The sequence below is a fragment of the Filomicrobium sp. genome, assembly GCF_025698805.1.
Lineage (GTDB): Bacteria > Pseudomonadota > Alphaproteobacteria > Rhizobiales > Hyphomicrobiaceae > Filomicrobium > Filomicrobium insigne.
Genome location: NZ_JAILWT010000002.1, coordinates 73,208 through 98,746, shown reverse-complemented (window position 1 = coordinate 98,746; position 25,539 = coordinate 73,208). Strand labels below are relative to the sequence as shown.

24 protein-coding genes are annotated in these 25,539 nt (G+C 58.0%); 8 read left to right on the top strand and 16 right to left on the bottom strand.

All coding sequences use genetic code 11. The annotated features are described in order from the left end of the window. Positions 1 to 81: 81 nt before the first annotated feature. From K5845_RS04195 to K5845_RS04185, 3 genes are read left to right on the top strand one after another with little or no spacing between them, the layout of a single operon-like run. Positions 82 to 1,089, top strand: coding sequence for a hypothetical protein (locus tag K5845_RS04195; RefSeq protein ID WP_046475868.1), 1,008 nt, complete (start codon positions 82 to 84; stop codon positions 1,087 to 1,089). Between the two features lie 3 nt (positions 1,090 to 1,092). Beyond that, on the top strand, positions 1,093 to 1,827 hold the full coding sequence (locus K5845_RS04190) for an AzlC family ABC transporter permease (RefSeq protein WP_090227578.1): 735 nt from the start codon (positions 1,093 to 1,095) through the stop codon (positions 1,825 to 1,827). Then, positions 1,824 to 2,168, top strand: coding sequence for an AzlD domain-containing protein (locus K5845_RS04185; RefSeq protein ID WP_046475880.1), 345 nt, complete (start codon positions 1,824 to 1,826; stop codon positions 2,166 to 2,168). The genes K5845_RS04190 and K5845_RS04185 overlap by 4 nt, the downstream gene beginning before the upstream one ends. On the opposite strand, the gene K5845_RS04180 is transcribed toward K5845_RS04185, so the two are convergent. Genes K5845_RS04180 through K5845_RS04170 form a run of 3 tightly spaced genes read right to left on the bottom strand, consistent with a single transcriptional unit; the run spans position 2,158 to position 4,534 of the window. Next, a complete protein-coding gene (locus K5845_RS04180) occupies positions 2,158 to 2,799 on the bottom strand; it encodes an NAD(P)-dependent oxidoreductase (protein ID WP_046475884.1) in 642 nt (213 codons plus the stop codon). The genes K5845_RS04185 and K5845_RS04180 overlap by 11 nt on opposite strands. Before the next feature lie 60 nt (positions 2,800 to 2,859). Further along, positions 2,860 to 3,294, bottom strand: coding sequence for an HIT family protein (locus K5845_RS04175; RefSeq protein WP_046475889.1), 435 nt, complete (start codon positions 3,292 to 3,294; stop codon positions 2,860 to 2,862). A 52-nt stretch (positions 3,295 to 3,346) separates the two neighbouring features. Continuing rightward, entirely contained in the window at positions 3,347 to 4,534 is a 1,188-nt protein-coding gene (locus tag K5845_RS04170; RefSeq protein ID WP_046479797.1) for a GNAT family N-acetyltransferase, read from the bottom strand. 209 nt (positions 4,535 to 4,743) lie between these two features. Between K5845_RS04170 and K5845_RS04165 the strand changes: the two genes are divergently transcribed. Continuing rightward, positions 4,744 to 5,760 carry a hypothetical protein gene (locus K5845_RS04165; RefSeq protein WP_046475892.1) on the top strand — a complete coding sequence of 339 codons (1,017 nt, stop codon included), beginning with the start codon at positions 4,744 to 4,746 and terminating at the stop codon, positions 5,758 to 5,760. On the opposite strand, the gene K5845_RS04160 is transcribed toward K5845_RS04165, so the two are convergent. Both K5845_RS04160 and K5845_RS04155 read right to left on the bottom strand, forming a co-directional pair. After that, a complete protein-coding gene (locus K5845_RS04160) occupies positions 5,757 to 6,527 on the bottom strand; it encodes a glycerophosphodiester phosphodiesterase family protein (RefSeq protein ID WP_046475895.1) in 771 nt (256 codons plus the stop codon). The genes K5845_RS04165 and K5845_RS04160 overlap by 4 nt on opposite strands. Before the next feature lie 55 nt (positions 6,528 to 6,582). Then, the gene (locus K5845_RS04155) at positions 6,583 to 7,050 is read right to left on the bottom strand and encodes a RidA family protein (protein WP_287958454.1); all 468 of its coding nucleotides are present in this window, start codon (positions 7,048 to 7,050) and stop codon (positions 6,583 to 6,585) included. 197 nt (positions 7,051 to 7,247) lie between these two features. On the opposite strand from K5845_RS04155, the gene K5845_RS04150 reads away from it, so the two are divergent. Next, complete coding sequence (locus K5845_RS04150; protein WP_052743603.1) at positions 7,248 to 8,120, top strand: cell envelope integrity EipB family protein; 873 nt, start codon at positions 7,248 to 7,250, stop codon at positions 8,118 to 8,120. Positions 8,121 to 8,122: 2 nt separating this feature from the next. Here the strand turns inward: K5845_RS04150 and K5845_RS04145 are convergent, their stop codons facing one another. Together K5845_RS04145 and K5845_RS04140 are read right to left on the bottom strand one after the other, a co-directional pair. Further along, the gene (locus K5845_RS04145; protein WP_287958453.1) at positions 8,123 to 9,073 is read right to left on the bottom strand and encodes an ROK family protein; all 951 of its coding nucleotides are present in this window, start codon (positions 9,071 to 9,073) and stop codon (positions 8,123 to 8,125) included. Positions 9,074 to 9,086: 13 nt separating this feature from the next. Then, positions 9,087 to 9,368 (bottom strand): DUF3572 domain-containing protein, encoded by a 282-nt coding sequence (locus tag K5845_RS04140; RefSeq protein ID WP_046475903.1) that lies wholly within the window; start codon positions 9,366 to 9,368, stop codon positions 9,087 to 9,089. Positions 9,369 to 9,571: 203 nt separating this feature from the next. Between K5845_RS04140 and K5845_RS04135 the strand changes: the two genes are divergently transcribed. Further along, positions 9,572 to 9,943, top strand: coding sequence for a response regulator (locus K5845_RS04135; RefSeq protein ID WP_046479800.1), 372 nt, complete (start codon positions 9,572 to 9,574; stop codon positions 9,941 to 9,943). Between the two features lie 41 nt (positions 9,944 to 9,984). After that, a complete protein-coding gene (locus tag K5845_RS04130; RefSeq protein ID WP_046475907.1) occupies positions 9,985 to 11,355 on the top strand; it encodes a PleD family two-component system response regulator in 1,371 nt (456 codons plus the stop codon). Positions 11,356 to 12,097: 742 nt separating this feature from the next. Here the strand turns inward: K5845_RS04130 and rpmG are convergent. The 9 genes from rpmG to K5845_RS04085 form a co-directional block, all read right to left on the bottom strand. After that, positions 12,098 to 12,265, bottom strand: a complete 168-nt coding sequence (gene rpmG, locus K5845_RS04125) for a 50S ribosomal protein L33 (protein ID WP_046475911.1) — start codon at positions 12,263 to 12,265, stop codon at positions 12,098 to 12,100. A 135-nt stretch (positions 12,266 to 12,400) separates the two neighbouring features. Next, positions 12,401 to 13,141 carry an NUDIX hydrolase gene (locus K5845_RS04120; protein ID WP_287958452.1) on the bottom strand — a complete coding sequence of 247 codons (741 nt, stop codon included), beginning with the start codon at positions 13,139 to 13,141 and terminating at the stop codon, positions 12,401 to 12,403. 131 nt (positions 13,142 to 13,272) lie between these two features. Next, positions 13,273 to 13,731, bottom strand: a complete 459-nt coding sequence (locus K5845_RS04115; protein WP_046475917.1) for a DUF983 domain-containing protein — start codon at positions 13,729 to 13,731, stop codon at positions 13,273 to 13,275. Between the two features lie 132 nt (positions 13,732 to 13,863). Then, positions 13,864 to 16,185, bottom strand: coding sequence for a ribonuclease R (gene rnr / locus K5845_RS04110; protein ID WP_287958451.1), 2,322 nt, complete (start codon positions 16,183 to 16,185; stop codon positions 13,864 to 13,866). A 17-nt stretch (positions 16,186 to 16,202) separates the two neighbouring features. After that, positions 16,203 to 18,974: a type I DNA topoisomerase gene (topA, locus tag K5845_RS04105; protein WP_287958450.1), complete on the bottom strand. Its 2,772-nt coding sequence runs from the start codon at positions 18,972 to 18,974 to the stop codon at positions 16,203 to 16,205. Between the two features lie 557 nt (positions 18,975 to 19,531). Further along, a complete protein-coding gene (gene dprA / locus K5845_RS04100; protein WP_197540872.1) occupies positions 19,532 to 20,716 on the bottom strand; it encodes a DNA-processing protein DprA in 1,185 nt (394 codons plus the stop codon). Continuing rightward, a complete protein-coding gene (plsY, locus tag K5845_RS04095; RefSeq protein ID WP_046475923.1) occupies positions 20,694 to 21,326 on the bottom strand; it encodes a glycerol-3-phosphate 1-O-acyltransferase PlsY in 633 nt (210 codons plus the stop codon). The genes dprA and plsY overlap by 23 nt, the downstream gene beginning before the upstream one ends. A 71-nt stretch (positions 21,327 to 21,397) precedes the next feature. Next, the gene (locus tag K5845_RS04090; RefSeq protein WP_046479803.1) at positions 21,398 to 22,720 is read right to left on the bottom strand and encodes a dihydroorotase; all 1,323 of its coding nucleotides are present in this window, start codon (positions 22,718 to 22,720) and stop codon (positions 21,398 to 21,400) included. 41 nt (positions 22,721 to 22,761) lie between these two features. After that, on the bottom strand, positions 22,762 to 23,718 hold the full coding sequence (locus K5845_RS04085) for an aspartate carbamoyltransferase catalytic subunit (protein WP_046475926.1): 957 nt from the start codon (positions 23,716 to 23,718) through the stop codon (positions 22,762 to 22,764). A gap of 161 nt (positions 23,719 to 23,879) precedes the next feature. Between K5845_RS04085 and K5845_RS04080 the strand changes: the two genes are divergently transcribed. Further along, the gene (locus K5845_RS04080) at positions 23,880 to 25,538 is read left to right on the top strand and encodes an acyl-CoA dehydrogenase family protein (RefSeq protein WP_287958449.1); all 1,659 of its coding nucleotides are present in this window, start codon (positions 23,880 to 23,882) and stop codon (positions 25,536 to 25,538) included. Position 25,539: the final 1 nt, after the last annotated feature.

Genomic DNA, 25,539 nt, shown 5'->3' with positions numbered 1-25,539 from the left:
AAGACTTTCGAGCTGAGGCATTGCCTTTGCTGCCACTGCGCGGTGTGATAGCGCTCCGTTCGCTAGAGGAGCAAATCAGAGATGAGCAGGCAGGCACTCAAGTACGGTGAGAATCCACAACAGCAGGCGTGGATTGCTTCCGATGACGGGAGCCAGGATCTTCTCGCAATCGGCAAGTTTACCGATCCTCATGGTCAGCCCGCTTTTACCGGCGCGCGGGACATGAGCTGGTCGAGCATTCGGGATCTGGATGCGGGCATCGAGGCAATTACGCGGATTGCGGCCGCGTTTGATGTGAATGTCGGCTCAGTGCCGACGATTGCTGTTCTGGTCACGCACAGCTGTCCGTTTTCGGCAGCTGTCGGGAGTTCAGATCAGGTCATTAACAAGGCGATACAGAGTAACTTCCGCGCTGCATTCGGCTCGTTTCTCGTTACCAATGTCGCGCTGAGTGAGCCTGTCGCTTACAAGGTTCGGCAGTGGATGGGACCGGATCGACCATTTGAGGGGATTGCTGCACCCTCTGTCGACCCTGACGTCATTCCGTATTTTGTCCGGAAGAAGGGCAAGACACATCTTCTCGCCAATCCCGCCTTGGCGTCGCTTCATCGCGATAATGTTCAGTTGGAACCGGTCTCTCGGACGGTCCGCGGAGCTACGCTGTCACAGGAACCCAATCCGTTTGTTCCCAAGTTCCCAGAGGATTGGGACGATCAGCTCAAGCGCGACATGTGCTTAGCCTGGGGGATCTGCGCGGCGAGCGCAAGCAACTGCATTACGATTGCTAACGAGGGGTTGCTCGTTGCGAACGCGTCGGGTCAACCGGAGCGAGCAGCAGCGAGTGATCTTGCGATTATCCAGGCCCGTGCAGCCAAACGCTCCAATATGCTGAAAGGGGCTGCGGTAGTGAGTGACTCGTATTTCTCTTTTGCTGATGCGTTGGATCAGCTGGCGCGGCGTAAGGTCAAGGCGATTTTCGCTACGAGCGGGTCGCTCCACGATGAAGAGGTCAAGGCCCATGTCGCGCAGTTTGATGTCATGTTCCATACGGTGCCTGACGCGGATGGCCGAATCTTCTTTGGGCACTGACGCGTGAGAGAAAATCGACGCAGCCACCAGCTCGCTGCATTTGGCAGCGGGCTGCTGGGGACATTCAGCATTCCCGGTCTCATCTTGTTTGCAAGCGCTGCTGGTTTTGGGGCGTTGGCGCGCGACGCCGGCATGTCGCTCTTCAATACCGTATTCATGATGGGAATTTTTTTCGCGCTGCCTGCGCAAGTGGTCATGATGGATCAGTTGGCCCGCGGCGGGTCTATTATGGCGGGTACGTTTGCAGTGGCACTGACCGCTATCAGGCTGTTGCCGATGACCGTCGCATTGATGCCTCTCATCAAAGAGGAAAGGACCAATTGGCGGCAGGTGGTGGCGGTGCATTTCATAGCGGTCACCGCGTGGATTGAGGGGATGCGGCGGTTGCCCTCGCGGCCTGCTGCTTTGAGGCTCAGCTATTTCATCGGGCTTGGAACGGGGTTTGTTCTTGCCACACTGGTGGGAGCTGCTCTCGGTTTTCTCATTGCCGGTTCAGTGCCGCCCATACTGTCTGCCGCGCTTCTGTTTCTCACGCCGATTTACTTTTTTCTGTCGTTGGTCGCGACGGCACGGTCCAGCGTGGATTTTCTCGCTCTCACCTTCGGGACGATGCTTGGGCCGGTCTTCTACGTGCTTGTTCCTGGCTTCGATTTGCTCCTTGGCGGGCTTGTTGGCGGCACACTGGCATTCGTGGCGGGTAGATATCAGAAGAAGCTGTGGGAGCCTGGTAAGGAATGAACGACTTCCTTTCGACTTATCAGGCCGCGCTGGTCCTTCTGGTCGTGGCGATGTTGGCTCACGAACCCTTGCGCTGGATGGGTCTTTATCTCGGACGACGGGTTGCTGCTGACAGCGAGATTTTCGTTTGGGTGCGTGCGGTGGCGACCGCACTCGTTGCGGCACTTGTCATGCGGCTTCTGTTATTTCCGGCAGGCGAGCTGGCGCATATCGGCCTTGAAATTCGGATAGGTTCTGTCCTGGGCGGTATAGCTGTTTACTTTGCCGCGCGCCGCAATCTTGCCGCTGGCGTTGGTGGGGCCGCTGTCCTGCTGGTTCTCGCTGACTTCTTTATGAAATGAGAACCGGAGTTTTGTGCGAGAACGCGTTCTGTTCCACTTCATCAATCAAGAAGCGTGCGACGTCCGTGCGACGGATGGTGGTCAGCTGCCAGTCCTTGGGATCGGTTAGAGCGCGGTAGAGGCCCGTTGCCCGGCCGTCACGGAGCAATCCCGGCCGGACGATGGTCCAGTCGAGGTCCGATGCCTTGATGATCTGCTCCTGCACATCTTTGTCGTCGTAGATGCGGCGAAGTGTGAATGTGAACGCGAGGCGGTAGAGAGGACCCAACGCGTCGCGGCTATCGCCCGCACCAAAGCCTGTGACACAGATCAGCCGCTTCACGTCGCTTTTCTGCATGGCGTCGACAAGGATGCGTGTGGAGTCGGAAAAGAGGGTCGTTCCGCCAAGGATCGTGCCCGGGCCGATGTCGGCTCCGAGCACCTGGACGACTACGTCCACGTCGTCGAGTGCGCGTGCTACATCGTTGGCAGAGAGCGCGTCGCCTGGAAACTTTTCGAGATTTTTATCGCTGAGAGGAATATTCGATGCCGAGCGGGCGAACGCGCGCACGCGGTGCCCGGCAGCAAGAGCCGCTTTGGCCGTTTCAAGGCCGATGCCGCGGCTGGCCCCGATAATGAGCAGACTGGCCATGGCGCATTGGGTCCTTCTTATAGCGCATTAGCCTTCGCGTTCGCCTGGCCTGCGCAAAAGCTATTGGCCTTGCAGTGCCACCCGAATTTTTTCGGCGTTTTCTGCGAGAACTTCTGGCTTTTCCATTTGATCCGAATGCCGCGCGAGCGCAACGCCTTCAAAGCGCGGGATGACGTGAACGTGGAGGTGAAACACGGTCTGGCCACCGGCACCTTCGTTGAACTGCATGATGGTGACGCCTTCGGCATTGAAGGCTTTCTGCACGGCACGCGCGATTTTCTGGACGCGCGGCATTAAAGCCGTGAGGGTTTCTTCGTCGGCGTCGAGAAGGTTGCGTGAGGCGGCTTTGGGTAGGACGAGCGTATGTCCGGTGCCCTGAGGCATGACGTCCATGAAGGCCACGGCGACTTCATCTTCGAAGACCTTATGAGATGGGATTTCGCCGCGCAGGATCTTCGCGAAAATGTTGTTGTCGTCGTAAGCACCGTTGCTCATGCGCTTCCTCCTCAATATTTCCTTGCAGAGCTAAGGCGCAGGGCCGCCCCGGTCAATGGGGTTCGTCTTCGCACGCCGTTTTCTTGAAGGGTGCGTATTTGGATAGAGCCGTACCGATCTTTGCAACTTCGCGGCGTTCGCTAATCAGATAGCGCTCAACTGCTGCGGAGAGCCCAGGATCAGCGAACCAGTGCAATGAGTATGTGGTGGTTGGAAGGTAACCGCGCGCCAACTTGTGGTCGCCTTGTGCGCCGGCTTCAACACGCTTAAGGCTGTGCGTAATCGCGTATTCGATGGCCTGATAGTAGCAGACTTCGAAATGCAGAAAGGGGTGATGTTCAATCGTGCCCCAGTAGCGGCCGTAGAGGCAGTCCCCGCCGATAAGGTTGAGCGCGCCGGCGATATAGCGGTCGTTTCGTTTGGCCATGACCAGCAAACAATGATCACCGAGGCGTTCTCCGAGAAGAGAGAAGAAGCGCCGATTGAGGTACGGGTTTCCCCATTTGCGATCGCCGGTGTCTGTGTAGAACGCGTAGAAGGCATCCCAGTGGGCTTCGCTAATGTCGCCGCCACTGAGATGTTCAATGGTGATGCCACTCTCGAGTGCGGTCGCCCGTTCTTTGCGGATTGCCTTGCGTTTGCGGGATGCCAGGCATGCTAGAAAATCGTCGAACGTTTCGTAGCCGTCATTGGCGAAATGGAATTGCTGGTCGGTTCGCTGCAGCAGCCCTGCGTCTCCAAGCCGTTTCCATGCATCGGCCTCCAGGAAGGTGATGTGAAGTGAGGAGAGCTCCAGACGCTGGGCCAGCTGCATCGCCGCTCGGGTCAGTATCCGCTCATTGTCTTCGGCATCTGGTCCGGGACGCGCCATGACGCGTGGGCCAGGGACCGGTGTAAAGGGGACTGCGCACTGAAGCTTCGGGTAGTACGCTCCACCAGCGCGTTGATAGGCGTCAGCGAATGCATAATCGAAAACGTATTCGCCACGGCTATTGGTTTTGACATAGCAGGGCATGACGCCGTCGACAGTTCCTTCGCTTCCCGTGAGAACGAGATGCTGCGGTATCCAACCCGCTGCCCGTCCAACGCATCCGGCTTCTTCCAGAATATGGAGAAAGGCGTGGCTGACAAACGGATTGAAGCGATCAGCGATGGGATTGGCGCAAGCGTCCCAATCGTCTGGGCTGATTTCAGCGATCGACGGGTGGACGACGATCTTGACTGTCGGAGATTGGTCCATGATCGAGGATTTTCTGGTTTCTCGCAGGCCTAGATTTTCAAGGGCGTGAAAGCCGCCTGGGGGCAAATGCTTCATTGCCGGGGAAAGGCCGACCAACATCATTGCGCATGCGCCGGGGTTCGGGCAAGCTTTCGTGATGGTCATCTTTTCGTGCGGCTGGGCGGTAGTCACGAGATGGAGGCGGCCCTAGCATCTAGGGAGTGTGAGTTATGCAAGTGGGGCTGGTGCTGATTTCGTGTGCGATGGTCGCGCTCAGCACATGGGGATATCTCGCAACGTTTGCGGTATCTGCAGGGTCGGTCAGCGGCCGGGTCTTCACGCCCTTGCTGCCTTTTACCTGGGTTGATAGCCGCCGGTCTAATCCCGATGGGACGCTTGAAACGCCCGTTGGTTTTATCGATGGCCGCCCGCCTACGGCGCTTGAAGTCGCGTCGCCTCAGACGGCTGTAGCATTGACGTCGTCTCCGAAAATCGTGCGCAGTATATCGCGTAAGATAATTCCGCTGCCAGAGCGCGGTGTCAGACTCTTGGCATCCGTGCCGCTTCCGGAAAGAGTGCTGCGGTCACAAGATATCCTGACAGCCCAATGGTTGCCTGTTAGGCGTCCTGATCCGGATCTTCCGGCTGCGCGGGTTGCTGAGAGCGCCCGTACGACGGGTGTGGATATTGTTCGCGATGTCAAAACCGCGTCCATAGCCGGGCCAGTGGTCGTTATTGTGCAGGAGGCCGTAAGACAGACGGCATCGCGGCCTATGATGGACCTTGTGACGGGTTCGATCGCGCGACGTCCTGACTTTGAGGGCCGTCAGGCGTTGGGTGGTCCTCGCCCCATAGAGATCGAGCCGGTGGCGGTTGTGAAGAACTACGAAAAGAAGCAGCCGCTGATGCAGGCCGAATTGCCCGAACTTCTTCCGATCAGGGCGGGTTCGAATGCTCTCCTAAAGCTTCAGCCTATCGGATCTGCAACAAGGTTGCGGGATCCGACTTCAGAGTTCGTGATCCGTGCGGCTTCGCCTGAGCTCGTCCAGATCAGTTTGCGGACGGAAAAGGGCGGGCAGGATGTGGACGCAAAACTTTCTGTTGCGGATCGTCCGGCGACTTCACGGGGGCGTGTGTCAACACATAAGACGCCCGAGCGCAAAAGCGCGCGCAGCTATCAGCAGCGGCGCAATCGCTCGATGGCCAACTCGATCCGTCAGGCAAGACGGGCGCGCGGAGTTTACTAAGGCGTTCTTTCCGGAGGCAAAAGCCCTTCAAAAATTGGGGCGTCAGCCCAACGCGCTGCAGTCCTGAAATCTTCGGGGGAACGGACCGTCCAGGCAAAGAACGGGCGGCCGTGAACCTCTCTTGCATAACGTGTCACGGGGGTGGGGAGATCGCACACGCGGTAGGCGTAACAGTCGGGTGCGGGCGGGCCAGATTCCAAGAGGTTGGAAAGGTCCGATGCGCGTTCTGCGCCGACTATTCGCGCCAGGGGATCTTCCGGGCCTGTCGCGGCGGCAATCATGCCGCGGGGAATGGTGGGCTCAAGAGCTCGGACAAAGCTTAGAATGGCTGGGTCAAAAGACATAAGCGCTAAAGGGCCAGAATAAGCCCGTATGAGGCGGATGACCTCCTTGAGAAACACCGCGTCAGGCGCACTCCATTCGGATTTGATCTCAACAAGAAGCGGAACGCGCCCTTCGACGAGTTGGAGAAATTCGTCGAAGGTGAGTATCGCAGACTTCCCGTCTCGGTAGCGCAGCCTTGCAAGATCGTCTTGGGTGAGATCTGCGACGGTGCGCGTTTCGTCCAGAAGTCGTTCTGTGGTCGGATCGTGAAATACCACCGGTCGGCTTAGGGCGGCTGGACGAATATCGCATTCGATACCGAAGCCATGTTGGATCGCCGCTAGAAACGACGGCGCCGTATTCTCGATGCGGCCCTGGCGCTCGTCATGCAAGCCGCGATGCGCGATTGGGATAAGAAATTTCTCGCGGTCGAAGCTGCTCATATGCGTTTCTGCCTTTCGCACCGCGACACCGATACAGATCCAATTTGTCCGTGTATCAGTCCTTGATGCGAACAATTGCGTCGATTTCGACAGCGCAGTTTGCCGGCAGGCTGGAGACACCTACGGCGGCGCGCGTGTGGCGGCCGGCATCGCCGAGCAATTCCACAAAAAGGTCCGAGGCACCATTTACGACGCGTGGGTGGTCAGTGAAATCCGGTGTTGCGTTGACGTAACCGGTGATCCGTACGAGTTGAGCAATACGGTTTAGGTCGCGAACTGCGGCATTGGTTTGCGCCAGAATATTGAGAGCGCAAGCAGCCGCGGCTTCCATACCCTGTTCAACGGTGAGATCAGCGCCAAGTTTGCCTGCGATGAGCGACCCGTCTGCGGCTTTGGAAATCTGCCCTGAGATGTACAACAAGTCGCCGACCACACAATAAGGGACGTAATTGGCGACGGCTGCAGGAGCGGACGGGAGGGTGAGACCCTTTGCCTTGAGGCGGGATTTAACATCATCGCTCATAGCTGCTGATCCTTTCAAAACGTAAATCTACCTTTCGGCGACAAGTTCCTGCCACCGATCCGGGTTCTATGAAATTTCGGAATTTCTGTAACACGGACAATAAGGTTACGGCGAGGGGCTCTTTGCAAGCGTGGAAAGCGTGAGTAGTGTCATGTGGGGGCTAGAGACTGGTTTGGCTCCACTTGTCAGGAGGATGGATGGCAGCGCTCCGATATTCGGGTCTGATGATTGGCGTCCTCACCTTTGCATTTTCCGGTTCTATGCCGATTGCGGCGGTCGCGGGTGCTGTGCAGTTCGTGCCGCATCGCGCCGTTTATGACATTTCGCTTGCGCGTGCGTCGCCGGGGTCCGGTATCAGCGAGATGTCGGGGCGAATGGTTTACGAACTGGTCGGAAGTGATTGCGCCGGTTACACGCAGAAAATGCGTTTCGTTACGCGGATAACCGGCCGTGACGGGGAAGCGCAGATCAACGATCTTAGAACGTCGAGCTGGGAGCAGGCGGAAGGCAAGAAGCTACGCTTCACCACGAGCCAGTACCGGAACGATCACCTTGAGGAAACGACGCAGGGGAATGCGGACCGTGGGAAGTCAGGTGACACGGTTAAGGTTCAATTGACGAAGCCGGGGCACAAGGGCCTTGAGATCAGCGGCGACGTGATGTTTCCCATGCAGCATTCTCTGGCCCTCATTGCGGCAGCAAAACGTGGGGAAGATGTATTGATGGCCGAACTCTATGATGGTTCGGAGAAGGGCGAGAAAGTTTATCTCACCAATGCTTTCATTGGCCATGAGGTTGCGACGGCCGAGCGCCTCGAAGGGGTGCCTTTAGGAGTTCAAGCTAAGGTCGACCTCAAAGGTCGTCCGGTATGGCCTATGGCGATCAGTTATTTCGACCCGCAGGAAACGCAGCAGGATTCGGTGCCGAGCTATGAGCTGTCGTTTCGACTGTACGACAATGGAATCTCGACAAAATTGTTTATCGACTACGGTGATTTCGCTGTAGAGGGTGCGCTCACGGACGTGACGTTGCTCGAGAAGACGAAGTGCGAGGGCCAAAAGGGGCGTTGACGTTAGCGGTTCTTCTCTTTTTCTAAATCCCATAGCCATGCTGCGCCGCGGGCTCCGCTCGCGTCGCCCCATTTCGGCGGCCGGATCTCGATGGTGGTGGTATCGGCGAAGAGATGTCCTGCTATCAGGTTAGGTAGAACGTCGTATAGGTGCTTCATTTGGGATAGGCCGCCGCCTAAGACGACGACATCAGGGTCGATAATGTTTGCGACGTGGGCAAGGCCGCGCGCGAGCCGTGACGCGTGACGCTCTAACGTCGCGGTCGCCGCCAGTTCACCGACGCCGGCGCGCGTTGCGATTTCTTTAGCCGTTAAACTTTCGCCCGTTACGCGTTGATGATCGGCAGCCATGCCTGGTCCGGAAGCCCAAGTTTCCAGACAACCGCGACGGCCGCACCAGCATTCAGGTCCGGGATACTCGCTGGCGTTGGGCCAGGGGAGGGGATTGTGTCCCCATTCACCGCCGGTGGCGCGTGGGCCGTCGAGGATCGAGCCGCGGTGGATCAACCCACCGCCGACCCCAGTGCCCAGGATGACGCCGAATACGCACGCTGCATTCGTGGCTGCTCCGTCAATCGCCTCGGAAAGGGCGAAGCAATTGGCGTCATTCGCTGTTCGGAGCGGCAGATCCAGAGTTGCGGCGAGATCTTTGTGGAAGGGCTGCCCATTGAGCCATGTCGAATTTGCATTCTGGACAACGTCCGTGGTTGGCGAGATTGACCCGGGCATTCCGACGCCAACGGTAACGGTTTCGGTCGCCTGCGTGACGTTGGAGCGCAACAGGTCTACGAGATCCGCTACAGTATCTAATGTTGCCTGATAGTTATGGTTGGGGGCCGCAATGCGTCGGCGGGCTAGCTCCACACCCTTGCAATCCAATAGCAGCCCTTCGATCTTGGTGCCGCCAAGATCGATTCCAATCCGCATGTTCTGGGCTGGGGCAACGGGCGGCATGGCCTCGCGCCTTTCAGTGGTCGGCGAGATGGCGATGGGCTTCAGCGATGCGTTCAGGGGGGATGCGGTTGTCAGCGGCAAAGACCAATAAGAGCGATTCGTCACGCATCAGATGGTCTAAAACTGCGGCAAGCAAATGAGGTTGCCCGGCGGTTGCTTTCAGGTCGGCCGGGCCGAGGCCAGTGAGCGCCAGAAACCGGCCGAGGCGTGTGGGATCGTCAGCCAAGAAGCGTAAGGCGTTGATTGCTAAGGTCTCAGCTTCCTCATGCGAGGGTGGTTGAGGGGATTTCGCCATGGCGGGTTACCTTGCCTTAACTCATTTTATGGAGCGCTAGCTCTCTTAAACTGTTGGTTACTGCTGGTGGGGCACTCTGACCAGCCGATCAGCTCCGTCGAATCGGTGCAAAACGGGGCTCATTCGCCAAACATTGGGTTATGGCTTATCAGGAAACGCTGATGTACGTCGAGGGCGACCAACGGACTCAGAAGGGGCTCCCAATGGCGAAGAAAGTACTTATCGTGGAAGACAATGAGCTGAATATGAAGCTCTTCCACGATTTGCTTGATGCGCATGGCTATTTGACGATTCAAACGCGCAACGGCCTCGATGCGTTAGCGTTGGCGCGCGAGCATCGGCCAGATTTGATTTTGATGGACATTCAGCTCCCGGAAGTGTCCGGCCTTGAGGTTACGCGGTGGCTCAAGGATGATGAGCAACTCAACTCCATTCCCGTTGTCGCCGTTACTGCGTTTGCGATGAAGGGGGATGAAGAGCGGATTCGTTCGGGAGGATGTGAGGCTTATATTTCGAAGCCGATTTCCGTGATGAGTTTTCTCGATACTGTGCGCCAATTTGCCGGAGCCGCTTGATGGGGCCGGTGCGTGCGTTCGGCCGCTAGGCGGATATCGCAATGACAGCTCGTGTCCTGGTCGTAGATGACATCGCTACCAATGTTAAGCTGCTCGAAGCGCGGCTAAGTGCCGAGTATTTTGAAGTGCTCACGGCGACGAGCGGCCAAGAGGCCCTAGACTTGTGCGAGCGTGAGCGGATCGACGTCATATTGCTCGACGTCATGATGCCAGGTCTCGATGGGTTCGAGGTTTGTCGCCGTCTTAAAACTGATCCCAAGACGCATCATATTCCGGTTGTCATGGTAACGGCTCTTGACCAGCCGTCAGACCGATTGATCGGGCTTGAGTGTGGCGCGGATGATTTTCTGACCAAGCCAGTCGATGACATCGCGCTGATTACCCGTGTCAAGAACCTAGCACGGCTTAAGACCCTCAACGATGAAATGATGATGCGCGTTACGACGGGGCGACGGCTTGGCGCAACTGAGCACGCCGCCCTTCAGCGTGTTCTTTCAAACGACGGCGGCCGTATCCTCTTGGTGGAGGATCATGAGCGCTCGGGGCATCGCATGACAGAGGCGCTGCAACCACTGCATGAGGTCACCACGGAGCGCTTTCCGCAATCGGCTTTGCTTCGGCTTGGGGCCGAAGACTTCGACGTCGTGGTGGTCAGTCTTAGCCTGCAAGGTTCGGATGGGTTGCGGCTTTGTTCGCAGCTTCGTTCATTCGAGCGCACACGGCACGTGCCCATAATTATTCTACTGGAAGATGGTGGTGACGCCAGGCTACTTCGTGGGCTCGATATGGGCGTCAATGATTATCTGATGCGCCCAGTTGAAGAGCATGAGCTGCTTGCGCGCGTGATGACGCAAATTAAGCGCAAGCGGCATAGTGATTTTTTGCGCGACCAGATTGAGGAGAGCTTTGAGCTCGCTGTCACCGATGGTCTGACCGGATTGCATAACCGGCGCTATATGGAAATCCATCTCGCTACGCTGGTGTGTGATGCCGTGCGGACGGGACGTGAACTTTCGGTTCTCATTACCGATATCGATCACTTCAAGGCCGTAAACGACACCTATGGGCATGACGTTGGCGATTTCGTTCTGAAAAGCGTCGCTGAGCGACTACGGCGTAATACGCGAGGCGCGGACCTCGCTTGCCGGATGGGTGGGGAAGAATTTCTACTTATTATGCCAGATACTCCCCTTTCCGGCGCTTATCAGATCGGGGAGCGTATACGTACGCGAATCGCCTCTGAAGCCTTTCAAACGCCGCAGGGGACGCGAATTCGGGTTACCTCCAGCGTCGGAATTGCGACCCTGGAAGGGGAAAATGATACTCCGGAAAGTATTCTGAAACGGGCCGATAACGCCTTGTATGCCGCCAAGCGCCGGGGCCGAAATCGTATAGCATCTACAGCGGCTTAACCCTTTTCTCCTATCTCCAATAATGTCGTTAGGAACGGTGCTAGATAGTTTCTGCCAAGTTTTGGCAGATGACAGATGAATTTTTGCGTGGTGGATTTTCCGATGTCGCCCAAATGCCGACGGAATTGGTTGGCCAGATAGGGGGAGCTGCACACGGCCACTGTCAAGCATTAACTTGCAATGTATACAATGTTCTGTCAGATTGCCGTGGGACTTAGGGAAGCAATATTTTTTCACCGTTTTTTGAACATCGAAGTGGGGATGTCTGAACATCTGCCTCGATATCGAGCGGTGATTTGAGCTCTCGCGGTATCGGGGCCGCCGCATCTCCCGTGACGCGAGGGAAAAGTGGTCGTCGTCACGGCTGGAGTGGCCTCCTCGTTGGCCGCGGCCGGCGACTACGATACCAAGCAGGTGCCGACGCCCTCTTTGGCGCCAGCTTGGTTAGCAGGCCAGGGTTCGTGATCAACTCGGGATCTTACCCCGCTGCCGAGCAGTCGCGGACCCTGGCTCCTACCGTCTCTCGCTGATCCCAGCCGATTTGATATCGGGCTTCAGCCCCTAACAAATCGCTTTTTGGTAGCCAGTGACGACCGGTGCTCTCAACCGATCTTTGCAGACCGGGCGTCCAGCCTAATCCTAAATCTACTCGCTGGAAACGACTTCTTAGCGCTAGGGTAAGGTCTGTTCGGCGCTAGGGCAGGGTTTCAGCTCACGTTTGAGTTACCGGCTCAAACGACGCTTACTTGATCTTTGTTTCTCTGAACTCGACATGCTTACGCACGACGGGGTCATACTTCTTGAAGACCATTTTTTCGGTGAGGTTACGCGGGTTCTTCTTGGTTACGTAGAAGAAGCCGGTTCCCGCGGTCGACAGAAGCTTAATTTTTTGAACGACGGGTTTTGCCATAATCGGGGAGCCTGATGCTTGGGCGCGTCGACGCCGGGCTGCGTCTGCCAAGCGGTTCGCGAGTGTTGGAATGAGCCCGGCACCATACTCGGGCGTTACGTGCTGTCAAGGTGGCGTGTAGTCTGTTGGACGGGATCAAGATGATCCGCGCACGAGGATGCGCTCGAATGTTCCGGATTTGAAGTAGTAGTAGGGGACCGCCCAATTCGCACGTGCGTCGTTGTTTTCGCTTAGGTGTTCCGCGAGGTCCTCGACTACGGCGCGGGTTATGTTGGGTATGTCGAGCTGTCTGAGTTCATCAAATGTGAACCAGCCGAGGTCTCGCAATTCGTCATCTTTCGGGCTGGACTGTTTGGCGATGCGAGCGGCGTCAACCCAGAAAAAACGAGTGTCGTAACGCCGGGGACGTCCGGGAGGCGTAATCGCTCGGGCTAGAAAGGTTAATGCCGATAAGCTTGGCTGAACACCTTCGGCGAAGAATGCTTGCCATATGGGATCTGCCGTTGAGGGGAGCGCAATGTCTTCAGTGGACGTTTCATTGGTTCCGATTAGGAGTCCCGTTTCTTCATAGGTTTCCCGCAGAGCTGCCATCGCCAGGGCGCGTGCTCTGTGAGGGCTCGGGTTGCCTTTCATGTCGTAGAGCAGCTTGGCGATCTCACGTTCGTGCAGTTCGCTTGCGCTGGGGATGGCGCGATCCGCTATTTCGCTGCGACCACCGGGAAAAACATATTTGTCGGGCAGAAAGATCTGATTGGGGTGACGCCGCCCCATCAGAATGCGGGGCTGGGAAGCAGTATGGTCGACGACAATCAATGTGGCCGCGTCCCGGGGCCTCATACTGCTCGGTGCAGGGTTATTGATTGACGGATTCGTCATGGTGCGCGTTCCCCGGGGCGCCGATTGGCGCCGGAGCGTTCTCGTCGGCCACCTACAGTGTAGAGCCTGACGGCCGGTCGTGGTTTAACCGACAGGGTATCTACTGACGCGAACTGTAGACGGATTCGATGTCACTCTACGCTTTGACGCGCGTGTACTGCATCGGCTGGATCGGGCTCTGGCTCATCTGATGTGCCACCAAAGCCGTGCATACGGAAGGCCCATTGCAGGCCAATAAGAGCACCCTTGATACGCGGAAGCATCCATAGGCTCATTCCGAGGATCAACGGGCCCCAGAGAACTGTATGCACCCAGACGGGCGGAGCATAGAGATCTTCAACCATCAACACCGCGGCACCTATGATGTGGCCCACGATGATCATCGTGAAGTAAGGCGGGGCATCATCCGCCCGTTGATGGTGTAGTTCCTCACCACACGCGTCGCACTGATCCACGACTTTTAGATAGCTTTTGAACTGTCGTCCCGTGCCGCAGGCGGGGCATGCCTGCGAGAAACCGCGGCGCATGGCCTGGACGACCGATCGTTCTGGGAGCGGTGCGATGTCGTTAGATGCGATGTGCACGGTCATTTGGGCATTGCTCTCATGGCTAGCCTAGTGCGGCAGGTTGATTTCTTTGCGATAGGGTAGGCAAGGAAGAGCCGCCCGGTCAATGCGCATTTGGACGCTAACGCGGCTGGTACAAGGGCTTCCAGGTGGTGTTTAGCGTCGCGGGCGGGGTGATCGGCGGTTGCGACCCGGCTGGCGGCGAACTTTGAACCCCTTCGGGAGGCGAATACGGGTTTCTTTGGGTTCGGAAATCATATCAAAGCGTAATGCGCCGGCGGATGGAATCGCTTCGACGAGCTTCACTTCGACATTATCGCCGAGGCTATAGGAGCGGCCCGACCTCTGGCCTATCATCGCGTGAACTTCCTCGACGTGGTGGAAGAACTCTCCATCGAGGCTGGACGCTGGAACGAAGCCGTCGGCTCCGGTATCGCGCAAGCGCACGAACAGGCCGGATCGGGTGACACCCGAGATGCGCGCTTGAAATGTCGCGCCGATGCGGTCGGCGAGATGAGCTGCGATCAATCGGTCGATCGTTTCGCGCTCGGCGGCCATTGCGCGGCGCTCTGCCTCGGATATCTGTTTCGCTATCGCCGCGAGTTTGGTGGGCTCTTCGTCCGGGAAACCGCCGGCCCCTAACCGATATGCGGTGATCAGCGCGCGGTGTACGAGAAGGTCCGCATAGCGGCGGATGGGTGACGTGAAGTGTGCGTAGCGCGCCAGATTCAGGCCAAAGTGTCCAGCATTGAGCGGATTGTATTCAGCTTGAGACTGGGACCTCAGAATGACTTCGTTCACGAGATCCGGGACCGGAAGCTCTTTGGCGCTTTCAAGGATGCGATTGAAAGCTGCCGGCTTTAATCCTGATTCAGGCGGCAACTTCAGATCGAGGCTGTTGAGGAAATCGCGCAGCGCTTTGAGTTTCTCCTTTGAGGGTGGTTCGTGAATTCGGTAGACGACGGGCGAGCGCTTTTCTTCCAGCGCTTGGGCCGCGGCTACGTTTGCCTGGATCATGAACTCTTCGATGAGGCGGTGTGCGGTCAGGCGTTCCGGTATAACAACGCGATCAACTCGCCCCTGTTGGTCGAGGAGGATTTTTCGTTCCGGCAAATCGAGTTCGAGCGGACCACGGCGGTCTCTTGCGGCTGAGAGTTTGGCATAGGCTGCCCATAAGGGTCTCAACGCCGTCTCCATCAACGGCTCGCATTTTTCGCTAGGCTTGCCGTCGATTGCCGCTTGAGCTTCCTGGTATGAGAGCTTGGCTGCCGACCGCATCATGGCACGCATGAATGTGTGGCTTTTCTTTTCGCCACGAGCGTCGAAGACCATGCGTATGGCGAGACAGGGACGGTCCTCGCCTTCGCGCAATGAGCATAGATCGTTTGAGATTTTTTCCGGAAGCATCGGTACGACGCGGTCCGGGAAGTAGACCGAATTGCCGCGCAGGAGAGCTTCGCGATCGAGTTTTGAGCCGGGACGGATGTAGTGGGCCACGTCCGCGATAGCGACGGTGACGACGAATCCATCTGGATTCTTTGGATCGGTATCCGGAACCGCGTGGACGGCATCATCGTGATCACGCGCGTCTGGCGGATCGATCGTCAGCAGAGGAATGTCCGTCAGGTCGACGCGGCCGTTGAGATCGGGAGGCGCGAGGTCTTCCGCTTCCGTCAGTACGCCTTCAGGAAAGTCATCGGGCAATCCGTGAGCGTGAACCGCGATCAAGCTGATCTGTCGTTGGTCATCGGGATTGCCGAGGCTCTCAAGAACTGTGGCCTGAGGATTGGCAAAGCGGTTTTTGCGGATGAGATCGAACCGGACCAGGTCGCCATCGGACGCGTCTCCGATGTCACTCTGCTGTACCGGCCATTCGCGCAATGCTTTGCGGTCGATCGGTTGGATGGTGCCGCCGCGATGGGTGGTTCGGAAAATGCCGAGCAATCGTCGCTTTTCACGGGCCAGTCGCTTGAGAGGCACGGCCTCGAAGCGGAAGCCTTCGACGTCTTCTTCTTCCAATTGGTTGATGCGCGCCAAGACGCGGTCGCCGATCGAAAGCTCCGTGGCGGTTTGCTTGTCCCGTTCGACATGCGTGAGGATCAAGACATCGGGGCGCGGGCCGTCTTCGTCGTTCCAGACGGTGGGACGGGCGATGAGATCGCCGGCGTCGTCACGACCGGTCACTTCCAGAACAGTGACGGGGGGCAGGCCGCCTTTACGACGGAGTTCCTTACGATTGCCTGAGATGAGCCCCTCCTGAGCCATTTCTTCAAGCAGCCGTTTTAGTTCAATACGCGCGCCGCCCTTTACCCCGAAGGCGCGCGAAATCTCGCGCTTGCCGACTTTCTGAGGCGCTTCCGAGATGAACTTCAAAATCTCTTCGCGCGTGGGGAGCTGGCCCGCGGGTAAGGTGGAGCCACGGCGCACGGGCTTGCCGCGTGAGGCCTTCTTGTCAGACTTCTGCGATTTGCGCGCCACCCAGTTTCCTCAAGTGCTCAGGCGTCGCCGCTTGCCGTCGACGCGGCTTTCTTAGATTTGGCTTTAGCCGGCGCCTTCGACTTTTTCGCAGCGGCTTTGGTCTTTGCTGCGGTTGCTGGTTTCTTCGTGACGGCGGGCTTTTTGGCTGCGGCTTTCTTCGGGGCGTCTGCCGTTTTCTTTGCGGCTTTCGCTTTGGCAGGCTTTTTGGCTTTGCCTCCCTTGGCGGCTTTTTCCGCTAGTAGGGTTACAGCCTCTTCAAGCGTAATGCTTTCAGGTTCTTTGCCCTTGGGCAAGGTGGCGTTGATTTTGTTGTGGCTGACGTAAGGGCCGTAGCGACCCGACAGCACTTCGACCTTGCCGCCTTCGCTCGGGTGTTCGCCGAGCTCTTTCAGGACTGCAGGTTTTGCGCGCTGGAAGCGACCCTTTCCGCCTCCCGCAAGCTTTTCGGCGATCAAAGTTACGGCGCGGTTGAGCCCGATGGAGAATACGTCCTCCATAGATTCCAGGTTTGCGTAGGTTCCATCGTGCAGCACGAACGGCCCATAGCGTCCGAGCCCAGCCGTAATCGGGTTGCCGGTTTCCGGATGGAGCCCAACTTCACGTGGCAAAGATAGAAGCTGGATCGCACGCTCAAGGTCGATCGAGCCGGCGTCGACCCCTTTGGGGATGCTGGACCGCTTGGGTTTCTCACCGTCCGCGCCTTCGCCAAGCTGGAGGTAGGGTCCGAAACGGCCCGTGCGCAAAGAAATCGAGTCACCGGATTCCGGATCGAAACCGAGGACTTTGCCGTCTGGCAGAGCCATTTCTCCAGCGCCATCGTCTGTCTGGGACAGCTGCCGCGTGTAACGGCATTCCGGATAGTTGCCGCAACCGATGAAGGCACCATACTTGCCGGAGATCTTGAGACTCAATTGGCCAGTGCCGCACGCAGGACACTGACGTGGGTCGCTGCCGTCCTCACGAGGCGGGAACACGTGGGGGCCGAGAATTTCGTTCAGCGCATCGAGGACTTCGGAGACGCGCAGGTCCTTGATGTCGTTGACGGCGCCAGTAAAATCCTTCCAGAAATCGCGCAAGACGTCTTTCCATTCGAGCTTGTCGTCGGAAATGAGATCGAGCTTCTCTTCCAGGTCGGCCGTGAAATCATACTCGACGTAACGCTTGAAGAAGCTCTCAAGAAACGCGGTGACGAGACGGCCCTTGTCTTGCGGGATGAGGCGTTTCTTGTCCGTGGTGACGTAGTCGCGTTCCTGCAGGACGGCGAGGGTCGAGGCATAGGTCGAGGGGCGGCCGATGCCGAGTTCTTCCATGCGCTTGACGAGCGTTGCTTCGGTGAAGCGCGGTGGCGGCTGAGTGAAGTGCTGATTGGCGTCGATCTTGCGGTCGGTCAGCGGATCGCCTTCGGCAAGAGCCGGCAAGCGGGCCGTATCGTCTTCCTCACTCGTATCATCTTTGCCCTTGGTCGCATGCTGGCGTTCGTCCCGACCTTCCTCATAGAGCTTGAGGAAGCCGTCGAAGACGATCACAGAACCCGTGGCGCGAAGCGTGTAGGTTTTGCCGTCGCGGCCAGCTACTTCGATCTGGGCGGCCGTCTGTTCCAGTTCTGCTGAAGCCATCTGACTGGCAACGGCGCGCTTCCAGATAAGATCGTAAAGGCGTGCCTGGTCCTTATCCAAATAGCGGGAGACCCGCGCAGGTTTGCGGGAGACATCCGTGGGACGGATTGCTTCGTGAGCTTCCTGGGCGTTCTTCGCTTTGGATTTATATTCACGAATAAATGGGGGGAGATAACGCTTGCCGAAATCACCCTCGACTTCGCGCCGGATGGTTGCGACGGCTTCGGGGACGATCTGGACGCCATCGGTTCGCATATAAGTAATGAGGCCGACGGGGCCAGCTTCGCCAAGATCGACCCCTTCATAGAGGCGCTGCGCGATTTGCATTGTTTGCTTGGCGGAAAAGCCGAGCTTACGCGACGCATCCATCTGCAGTGTTGAGGTTGTGAAGGGCGCGTAGGGGTTCCGGCGAGTGGCCTTCTTTTCTACGGATACGACCTTGAAGCGACCACCTTCGATGGCCGCCTTGATGGCTGTAGCTTGCGCTTCTTCTTTGATGTCGAGTTTCTTAAGGGTCGTACCGCTTATCGCCGCAAGACGTGCGCTGAATTCTTCCTTTTTGCCGGTCAGAAGATCAGCTTCAATCGTCCAATATTCGTCGCTGCGAAAGGCTTCGATCTCGGCTTCCCGGTTGCAGACCAGGCGCAATGCTACGGACTGAACGCGTCCGGCGGAGCGAGCGCCCGGGAGTTTTCGCCACAACACGGGAGACAGTGTAAAGCCGACCAGGTAGTCGAGGGCGCGGCGGGCGAGGTAAGCTGAGACAAGCGGCTCGTCGATCTGTCGCGGCTGCGCGAGTGCTTGCTGGATGGCTTGTTTCGTGACCGCGTTGAACGCCACGCGCTCGACATGCATGTCCTTTTTCAAGGCGCGGCGCTTTTCGAGAACTTGCAGGATGTGCCACGAGATCGCTTCGCCTTCGCGATCAGGGTCGGTTGCGAGGATCAGCTTGTCGGCACCCTTAACGGCGTCTGTAATTTCTTTGAGGATCTTGTTGGACTTGGGGTCGACGATATCCCAGTTCATCGCAAAGTCAGCGTCGGGGTCGACAGATCCATCTTTCGAGGGCAGGTCGCGCACGTGGCCAAACGAGGCGATTACCTTGAACTTGGGCCCAAGGTACTTGTTGATGGTCTTCGCCTTGGCGGCGGATTCGACGATGACGACGTTCATAGGCGACTTTCGGGTTTCCCGTTCCGGGCTGGAAATACGCGAGAATAACGGTGCGCGTATAATTCTAAGGCGTCTTCTGCAATCAAGAATAGCGCCTGGCACTGCTACCAATTGGGCCGGTGACCATTGCGCGGCTCATCGCACAGGCGGCGGGAACATGGTGGATCAGACTGGTTGTGTCAAACACCGTCCGCTTGCCCTTGTTGCAACCTAAGATTACATGATGTATTATTTGTGCAATTTTTGAGGGAATTTATGTGGGGCCGTATGGTGCCAAGACGTAGATTGCGAATTCATAATAAGAGATTTGCGGGTCAGGAAACTGGAAGACGGACGCCGAGCGCGCCGTATTACCTGGAATATATGGCGGACCTTCTGTTGGCTCTTGAAGAGATGGCTATGCGCGAAGGGCACCGGGAGCTGGCAGAGAGATTGCGTCACTCGCGTCAGGCTGCACGCCGTGGTTGAACCTTTGGTTCCTCGCGGGACGCGCAGACGGTCACGACGAGGGCTGCGCTTTCGTTACTGCTGGCGTGCCCCTTATGCACAGCGAATGTTTAGTCATTGATCCGTGATACCAGTGCTGCCCCATGTCGTTCGATACGACCGGCCAGATCCAGTTCAATCAGAATGGCTCGAATAGCGCGTATCGATAGATGGGTGGCGCGGGCGATTTCGTCTAGTTCGACCGGGTGGGGCCCCAGTACGGCAAGAACACGGTCCCGATCGCTTTCTGCGATTTCGGGTAGTGGTTCAGGAGCAAACGCTTCGAGCGTCGTGGTGTCGGGGGCGACCTCTCGAAAGGTGCGATCGCCTTGTGCCGTGAGGGGTTTAAGGGCGGAAATGATGTCGGCCGGCTCGGTTACGAGAGTTGCCCCTTCCTTCAAGAGGTAGTTGGTGCCTTCGGCGCGCGGGTCAAGCGGATGGCCGGGAATGGCAAATACTTCTCTTCCCTGTTCGGCGGCCCGGCGTGCCGTATGTAGCGTGCCAGATCGTTTTGCGGCCTCGACGACAAGGACGCCCAGTGACATGCCGGAGATGATCCGGTTGCGGCGCGGGAAGTCGCTGCCGCGCGGTGTGAAGCCGCAGGGCATCTCCGACACGATGCAGCCTGTGTCACTGATCCGCGCGTAAAGCTCGTCGTGTTCAGGGGGATAGATCTTGTCGACGCCACCGGCCAGGACAGCGATGGTGCCCGTGGGGAGTGCCGTCTCGTGCGCTACGCCGTCGATGCCGCGTGCCAATCCGGATACGACGACGAGACCAGCTTCGCCGAGTGCGGCTGCGAATAGGCGTGCCAGCTTGCGTCCGGCTGCCGAGGCTTGGCGCGGGCCAACGACGGCAACGGACGGTTCCTGCAAGAGAGACGTTCGACCCTTCACGTAAATGAGCGGTGGCGGGACATCGAGCGCGGCGAGATTGCGGGGGTAGCCTGGTTCGATCGTAAAGATCGGGGTGGCTCCTGCCTTTTGGGCCTGTTCCAATTCACGCTGGGCCGTCGCGCTGTCGCAGAGGCGAATTGCGCGACCTCGGCCGCCTCGGCGGCCTAATTCGGGAAGTGCGTCCAACGCCTGAGTGGCGCCGCCATAGCGATTTATGAGTTCGCGAAACGTAACGGGGCCGACGTTCTCCGAACGGATCAGGCGCAAGCAGGCGAGACGTTGCTGATCATCGAGCGGCGCGACCGGCAACGGTGCGGCGGTGAAAAGGTCCGCCTTGCTATCGGGCTTTGTTGCTGGCACCGATCTTATGCTCCTCCCCCGCGAGCAGACGACGGATATTTGCGTGATGCATTCCGATAAGCAACGCTGAAAGGCCTGCGAATACGATTGCAGGAATGGGGCCGAGAAGCCACCAGATCAACAACGGTGCTCCGCACGCGGCGATCAGAGCGGACAGCGATGAGTAGCGCGTAACGAATGCGACGATGAGCCATAACGCGCAAAAGCCTAGGGCGGCCTTCCACGCTATGCCTGCAAGAATACCGATATAGGTTGCGACGCCCTTGCCGCCCTTGAAACCAAGCCAGACCGGAAAGAGGTGACCGAGGAACGCGCCGATCCCTGCTGCGAGGGCTCCGGTTATCGGACTGGCCGGCACGAGAGCCGGAAGGAGGTAGGCACCGAGCAAGGTTGCTGCGGTGCCTTTGAGTACATCCAGGATTAGCGTTGCCGCGGCGAGGCCCTTGTTGCCGGTGCGGAGAACGTTGGTCGCACCGATGTTTCCAGAGCCGATGGCGCGGACATCACCGAGGCCGGCGGCGCGCGTGAGCAATAGGCCGAACGGGATAGACCCGAGCGCATAGCCAAGGGCAAGGCAGCACAGGATTGCGCCAAGGAGGGCAGCTTCCATGTGAGTGGGTCCGTTGTGACTAATTCAGGGCCAGGCGCGGCAAAAAATGCCGCGTACATCGTATTTGGCTTTTAAGGTACTTGATAGACCGTCTCGCCCGCAACCATCGTTCGCAGCACACGGCCCTGCAGGCGGGCTTCGTCGAAGGGGGAGTTTTTGGAGCGTGATCTGAGCACGTCTTTATTTACAACCCATGGCTCGGATGGATCGAATACGATGAGGTCGGCGACGGCGCCTTTCTGAAGACGTCCGGCTCCGATGCCCAGCAACTTCGCGGGATTGATCGTCATAGCGCGCAGGAGCGTGAGCAGCGACAGATCACCCGAGTGATATAAGCGCAGTGCAGCCGGAAGCATCGTCTCAAGTCCGACAGCGCCATCGGCGGCTTCGGCGAACGGGCGTCGCTTCACGTCCGCGTCCTGCGGGTCATGGCTTGAAACGATGATATCGATGTCACCGTTGTTGATCCCGCGGACCATGGCGACGCGATCTTCCTCACGACGCAGCGGTGGGCGCACCTTAAAGAACGTTCGATAGGGGCCGATATCGTTTTCGTTGAGCGTTAGATGGTTGATGGAGACGCCACAGGTCACGGGCAGGTTTCGTGTTTTGGCGGCGCGAATGACGTTGAGGCTCGCCTCGCAGGAGATCGTGGCGGCGTGGTAGCGCCCGCCCGTCAGCTCAACGAGCCGTACATCGCGGTCAATGACGATTGTCTCAGCTACGCTGGATACGCCTGGAAGGCCCAACCGTGCTGCAACTTCGCCGGAGTTCATCGCGCCATCATTTGATAGGTGCGGGTCTTCGCAGTGGTGGACAATAAGAGCGCCAAAGTCCTTCGAATAATTCAGGACGTTCCGCATCACGGCGGTATTCGCGATGGTCGATTTGCCGTTGGTGAATGCGATGGCACCAGCTCGCTTTAGTAAGCCGATTTCAGTCATTTCGGTGCCGGCGAGACCTCTGGTCATCGCGGCCATGGTGTGAACGTGTACCTTGGCGTTATCGCGCGCTCGCCTTTGAATAAAGTCAACAAGTGCGACCTGATCGATGACCGGGCTAGTGTCCGGCATCACGACGATTGTCGTCACGCCACCGGCAGCCGCAGCGAGGCTTGCGGTTTTGAGGGTTTCGCGATGTTCGGCTCCGGGTTCTCCGGTGAAAACCTGGCAGTCGATGAGGCCGGGGCAAAGGATGTTGCCCTGACAGTCAATGACGGTAGCGCCTTCTGGTGCGTTGCGCCGCAGATGAGGCCCCAGATCGGCGATTGTGGTGCCTTCGACGAGTAGGCCACCGGGTTCGTCGCGACCCGATGCCGGGTCGATGATACGGGCGTTGATAAAGACCTGCCGCTTGCCGGTGGATGTTTTGGACTGCTCAGTCTTTGTGTTCATTGCGATCAGGCTCATTTCACTGCCTGCCTTCTTAAATGGGCTCAGGCCTGCGGCAAGTTGCGCGCCAAAGCTTCCAAAACCGCCATGCGTACTGCGACACCCATCTCCACTTGTTCGCGGATGACGCTTCGGGAGTGGTCGGCGACCGTTGAAGCAATCTCGACACCGCGGTTCATCGGACCAGGATGCATGACAAGGGCGTCGGGCTTGGCTCGTGCGAGCTTTTCCTGATCGAGGCCGAAGAAGTGGAAGAATTCGCGGGTCGAAGGGATGTGGGAGCCTTGCATGCGTTCGATCTGCAGACGCAACATCATGACGACATCAGCGTCCGTGATGCCCTTCCACATGTCTGTGTAAACTTCCGCACCGAACCGCTCTGGTGCGGACGGCAGCAAGGTGGATGGCGCGATGACGCGGACGTTGGCGCCAAGAGCATTCAGAACGTTGATGTTGGAGCGTGCGACGCGCGAATGCAGGATATCTCCGCAAATCGCGACGGTCAGTCCGCTTATGCGTCCTTTGGCCCGGCGAATGGTCAGGGCGTCGAGGAGGGCTTGCGTCGGATGCTGATGGGCGCCGTCGCCAGCATTGATGACCGAGCAGTCTACCTTTTGTGATAGAAGTTCGACTGCGCCTGCAGCATGGTGGCGCACGACAATGATGTCGGGGCGCATGGCATTGAGTGTCACCGCCGTGTCGATGAGCGTCTCACCCTTTTGCACTGAGGACGATGAGACAGTCATGTTCATGACGTCCGCGCTCAGGCGCTTGGCGGCTAATTCGAAAGACGCTTGCGTGCGGGTGGAGGCCTCAAAGAAGAGGTTGATAAGTGTGCGTCCGCTAAGGACATCGCGCTTTTTATTAATCTTCCGGTTGCGATCGGCGGCATCATCAGCCAGATCGAGCAGGAAATTTATTTCAGGTGCCGACAACTCCTCACAGGAGAGGAGATTGCGGTGCTTAAATTCAAAAGACTGTTGGAGCGCGGTATCGGTCATCAAAGTCGTTCTAATAGGTGGAGTCCCACGCCTCGGCAACTGGCGTCTTGCCAGTATGGTCAATTGGCTGTGGTCAATCTCACCGGTTTGGCTCAAGTTCCCGTCGCGTTGACACAAATAGGCAAGAAGCTCAAGACGAATCACGCGAGACTGTGGGTTCCATGACAAAATCTCCGGTGAGCGTTGAGGGGGGCGGCTTAGTGCCTCCCTTTGAGGATATCAATCTGTTTTCAAGCGATGCTGCGTTGCAGGAGGCGCTTACCCGCGAGGGTGGCGGCCACGCGCAAAAGTCCCTTGTGGCATTCGGTCTTGTGTGCGGCAGTGCTGACGTGATGGAGCGTGCACGCACGGCGGAAGATTATCCGCCGAGGCTGCGCATCTTTGACGCTCAGGGTCGTCGGATCGACCGGGTCGAGCATCATCCCGCGTATCATGAGCTGCTGGAGATGAGCTGCGGCGAGCGGCTCCAATGCGAGGTTTGGGCAGAGGGGGGTGATACCGCTTCTGCTCAGGGGCGGCAGGTGGCGCGTGCGGCAGGGCTTTACCTTGCTAGCCAAGTGAATGTGGGCCATTGCCTGCCCCTCTGCATGACCCATGCAGCGGCGCCAACGATAGCCATGCAGCCAGAATTGGCGCCATGGCTATCAAAGCTTGTTTCCCACGGGTACGACGCGCGCGCTGCCGCCTTGGTGGATAAGCGCGCCGTTCTGATTGGCGTCAGCAATCAGGAGAAAAATGCCGGAGCCGATCGTTCGGCAACGGTAACGCGTGCGGAGCCGGCGGGAGAGCCTGATGGGCGTCGCTATATCCTCAACGGCCATAAATGGTTCTTGTCGGCTCCGATGTCCGACGCCTTCCTGATGCTGGCCCAGGCCCCAGGAGGATTGAGTTGTTTCCTGGTTCCACGTTTTCGAGATGATGGGGAAGCCAATGGCATCCATCTGCAGCGGCTCAAGGACACGCTTGGTGTTCGCGCGTCAGCCTGCGCTGAAGTGGAGCTCATCGAAAGTGATGGGTGGCTGATAGGCGAGGAAGGTGAGGGGGAAACAGTGCTTTCGGAGACGCAAATGCAGTTGCGTCTTGATCTCTCGGTTGTGTCTGCGGGCGCTATGCGCCGCGCTCTCGCTCAGGCCATTCATCATGCTGAAAATCGCGTTGTTTCGGGCAAGCTTCTGATCGAGCATCCGTTGATGAGCCAGGTGCTTGCTGATCTGGCTCTCGATGTCGAAGCCGCGCTGGCACTGGCACTTCGGTTGGCGCGCTCATTTGACCGTGCGGAGGATTCGCGAGCGGCTGCCTGGCGGCGGCTTATGACGCCGGTGACCAAATATTGGGTCTGTAAAATAGCCCCCGCCATTCTTGCCGAAACGATCGAATGCGTTGGAGGTAACGCCTACGTCGAGGAATTGCCGTTGGCGCGCATCTACCGGGATGTGGTGGCTCTTTCTCTTTGGGAAGGGACCGGAAACGAACTTGCACTCGAAGTTCTCCACATTCTGCAGCGGGAGCCTGAGGCTGCTGAAATTGTCATGGAGGAGTTGGGTAAGGCGGTCGGGGATGACGCGTACCTTGAGGCTGCTCACGCTCGTATTGCTGCGATCCTTTGCGAACCGCGGCGATTGGATTTGCGTGCGCGCAGCCTTGTTGAAGGACTCGCGGTGCTCGCCGCCGGCACCATTCTGCGGGCCCATACACCGGCGGCCGTTTCTGATGGATTTATTGCAACGCGCATGGGCAGCGTGACACGCCAGACCTATGGGCAGGAGCTGGATTGGGCTGATACGGCAGCTATCCTGCGACGCGCATCCCCCACCAGCTAAG

Excerpts from the sequence above, each read along its gene's own strand:
- K5845_RS04115 (WP_046475917.1), bottom strand. The coding sequence starts at position 13,731 with ATGACCGTGCACATCGCATCTAACGACATCGCACCGCTCCCAGAACGA.
- K5845_RS04195 (WP_046475868.1), top strand. The coding sequence starts at position 82 with ATGAGCAGGCAGGCACTCAAGTACGGTGAGAATCCACAACAGCAGGCG.
- K5845_RS04150 (WP_052743603.1), top strand. The coding sequence starts at position 7,248 with ATGGCAGCGCTCCGATATTCGGGTCTGATGATTGGCGTCCTCACCTTT.
- K5845_RS04175 (WP_046475889.1), bottom strand. The coding sequence starts at position 3,294 with ATGAGCAACGGTGCTTACGACGACAACAACATTTTCGCGAAGATCCTG.
- K5845_RS04085 (WP_046475926.1), bottom strand. The coding sequence starts at position 23,718 with ATGACCGATACCGCGCTCCAACAGTCTTTTGAATTTAAGCACCGCAAT.
- plsY (WP_046475923.1), bottom strand. The coding sequence starts at position 21,326 with ATGGAAGCTGCCCTCCTTGGCGCAATCCTGTGCTGCCTTGCCCTTGGC.
- K5845_RS04140 (WP_046475903.1), bottom strand. The coding sequence starts at position 9,368 with ATGGCGAAATCCCCTCAACCACCCTCGCATGAGGAAGCTGAGACCTTA.
- K5845_RS04145 (WP_287958453.1), bottom strand. The coding sequence starts at position 9,073 with ATGCCGCCCGTTGCCCCAGCCCAGAACATGCGGATTGGAATCGATCTT.
- K5845_RS04185 (WP_046475880.1), top strand. The coding sequence starts at position 1,824 with ATGAACGACTTCCTTTCGACTTATCAGGCCGCGCTGGTCCTTCTGGTC.
- K5845_RS04160 (WP_046475895.1), bottom strand. The coding sequence starts at position 6,527 with ATGAGCAGCTTCGACCGCGAGAAATTTCTTATCCCAATCGCGCATCGC.
- K5845_RS04090 (WP_046479803.1), bottom strand. The coding sequence starts at position 22,720 with ATGAACACAAAGACTGAGCAGTCCAAAACATCCACCGGCAAGCGGCAG.
- K5845_RS04135 (WP_046479800.1), top strand. The coding sequence starts at position 9,572 with ATGGCGAAGAAAGTACTTATCGTGGAAGACAATGAGCTGAATATGAAG.
- rpmG (WP_046475911.1), bottom strand. The coding sequence starts at position 12,265 with ATGGCAAAACCCGTCGTTCAAAAAATTAAGCTTCTGTCGACCGCGGGA.
- K5845_RS04120 (WP_287958452.1), bottom strand. The coding sequence starts at position 13,141 with ATGACGAATCCGTCAATCAATAACCCTGCACCGAGCAGTATGAGGCCC.
- K5845_RS04130 (WP_046475907.1), top strand. The coding sequence starts at position 9,985 with ATGACAGCTCGTGTCCTGGTCGTAGATGACATCGCTACCAATGTTAAG.
- K5845_RS04165 (WP_046475892.1), top strand. The coding sequence starts at position 4,744 with ATGCAAGTGGGGCTGGTGCTGATTTCGTGTGCGATGGTCGCGCTCAGC.
- topA (WP_287958450.1), bottom strand. The coding sequence starts at position 18,974 with ATGAACGTCGTCATCGTCGAATCCGCCGCCAAGGCGAAGACCATCAAC.
- K5845_RS04180 (WP_046475884.1), bottom strand. The coding sequence starts at position 2,799 with ATGGCCAGTCTGCTCATTATCGGGGCCAGCCGCGGCATCGGCCTTGAA.
- K5845_RS04170 (WP_046479797.1), bottom strand. The coding sequence starts at position 4,534 with ATGGACCAATCTCCGACAGTCAAGATCGTCGTCCACCCGTCGATCGCT.
- K5845_RS04155 (WP_287958454.1), bottom strand. The coding sequence starts at position 7,050 with ATGAGCGATGATGTTAAATCCCGCCTCAAGGCAAAGGGTCTCACCCTC.
- K5845_RS04080 (WP_287958449.1), top strand. The coding sequence starts at position 23,880 with ATGACAAAATCTCCGGTGAGCGTTGAGGGGGGCGGCTTAGTGCCTCCC.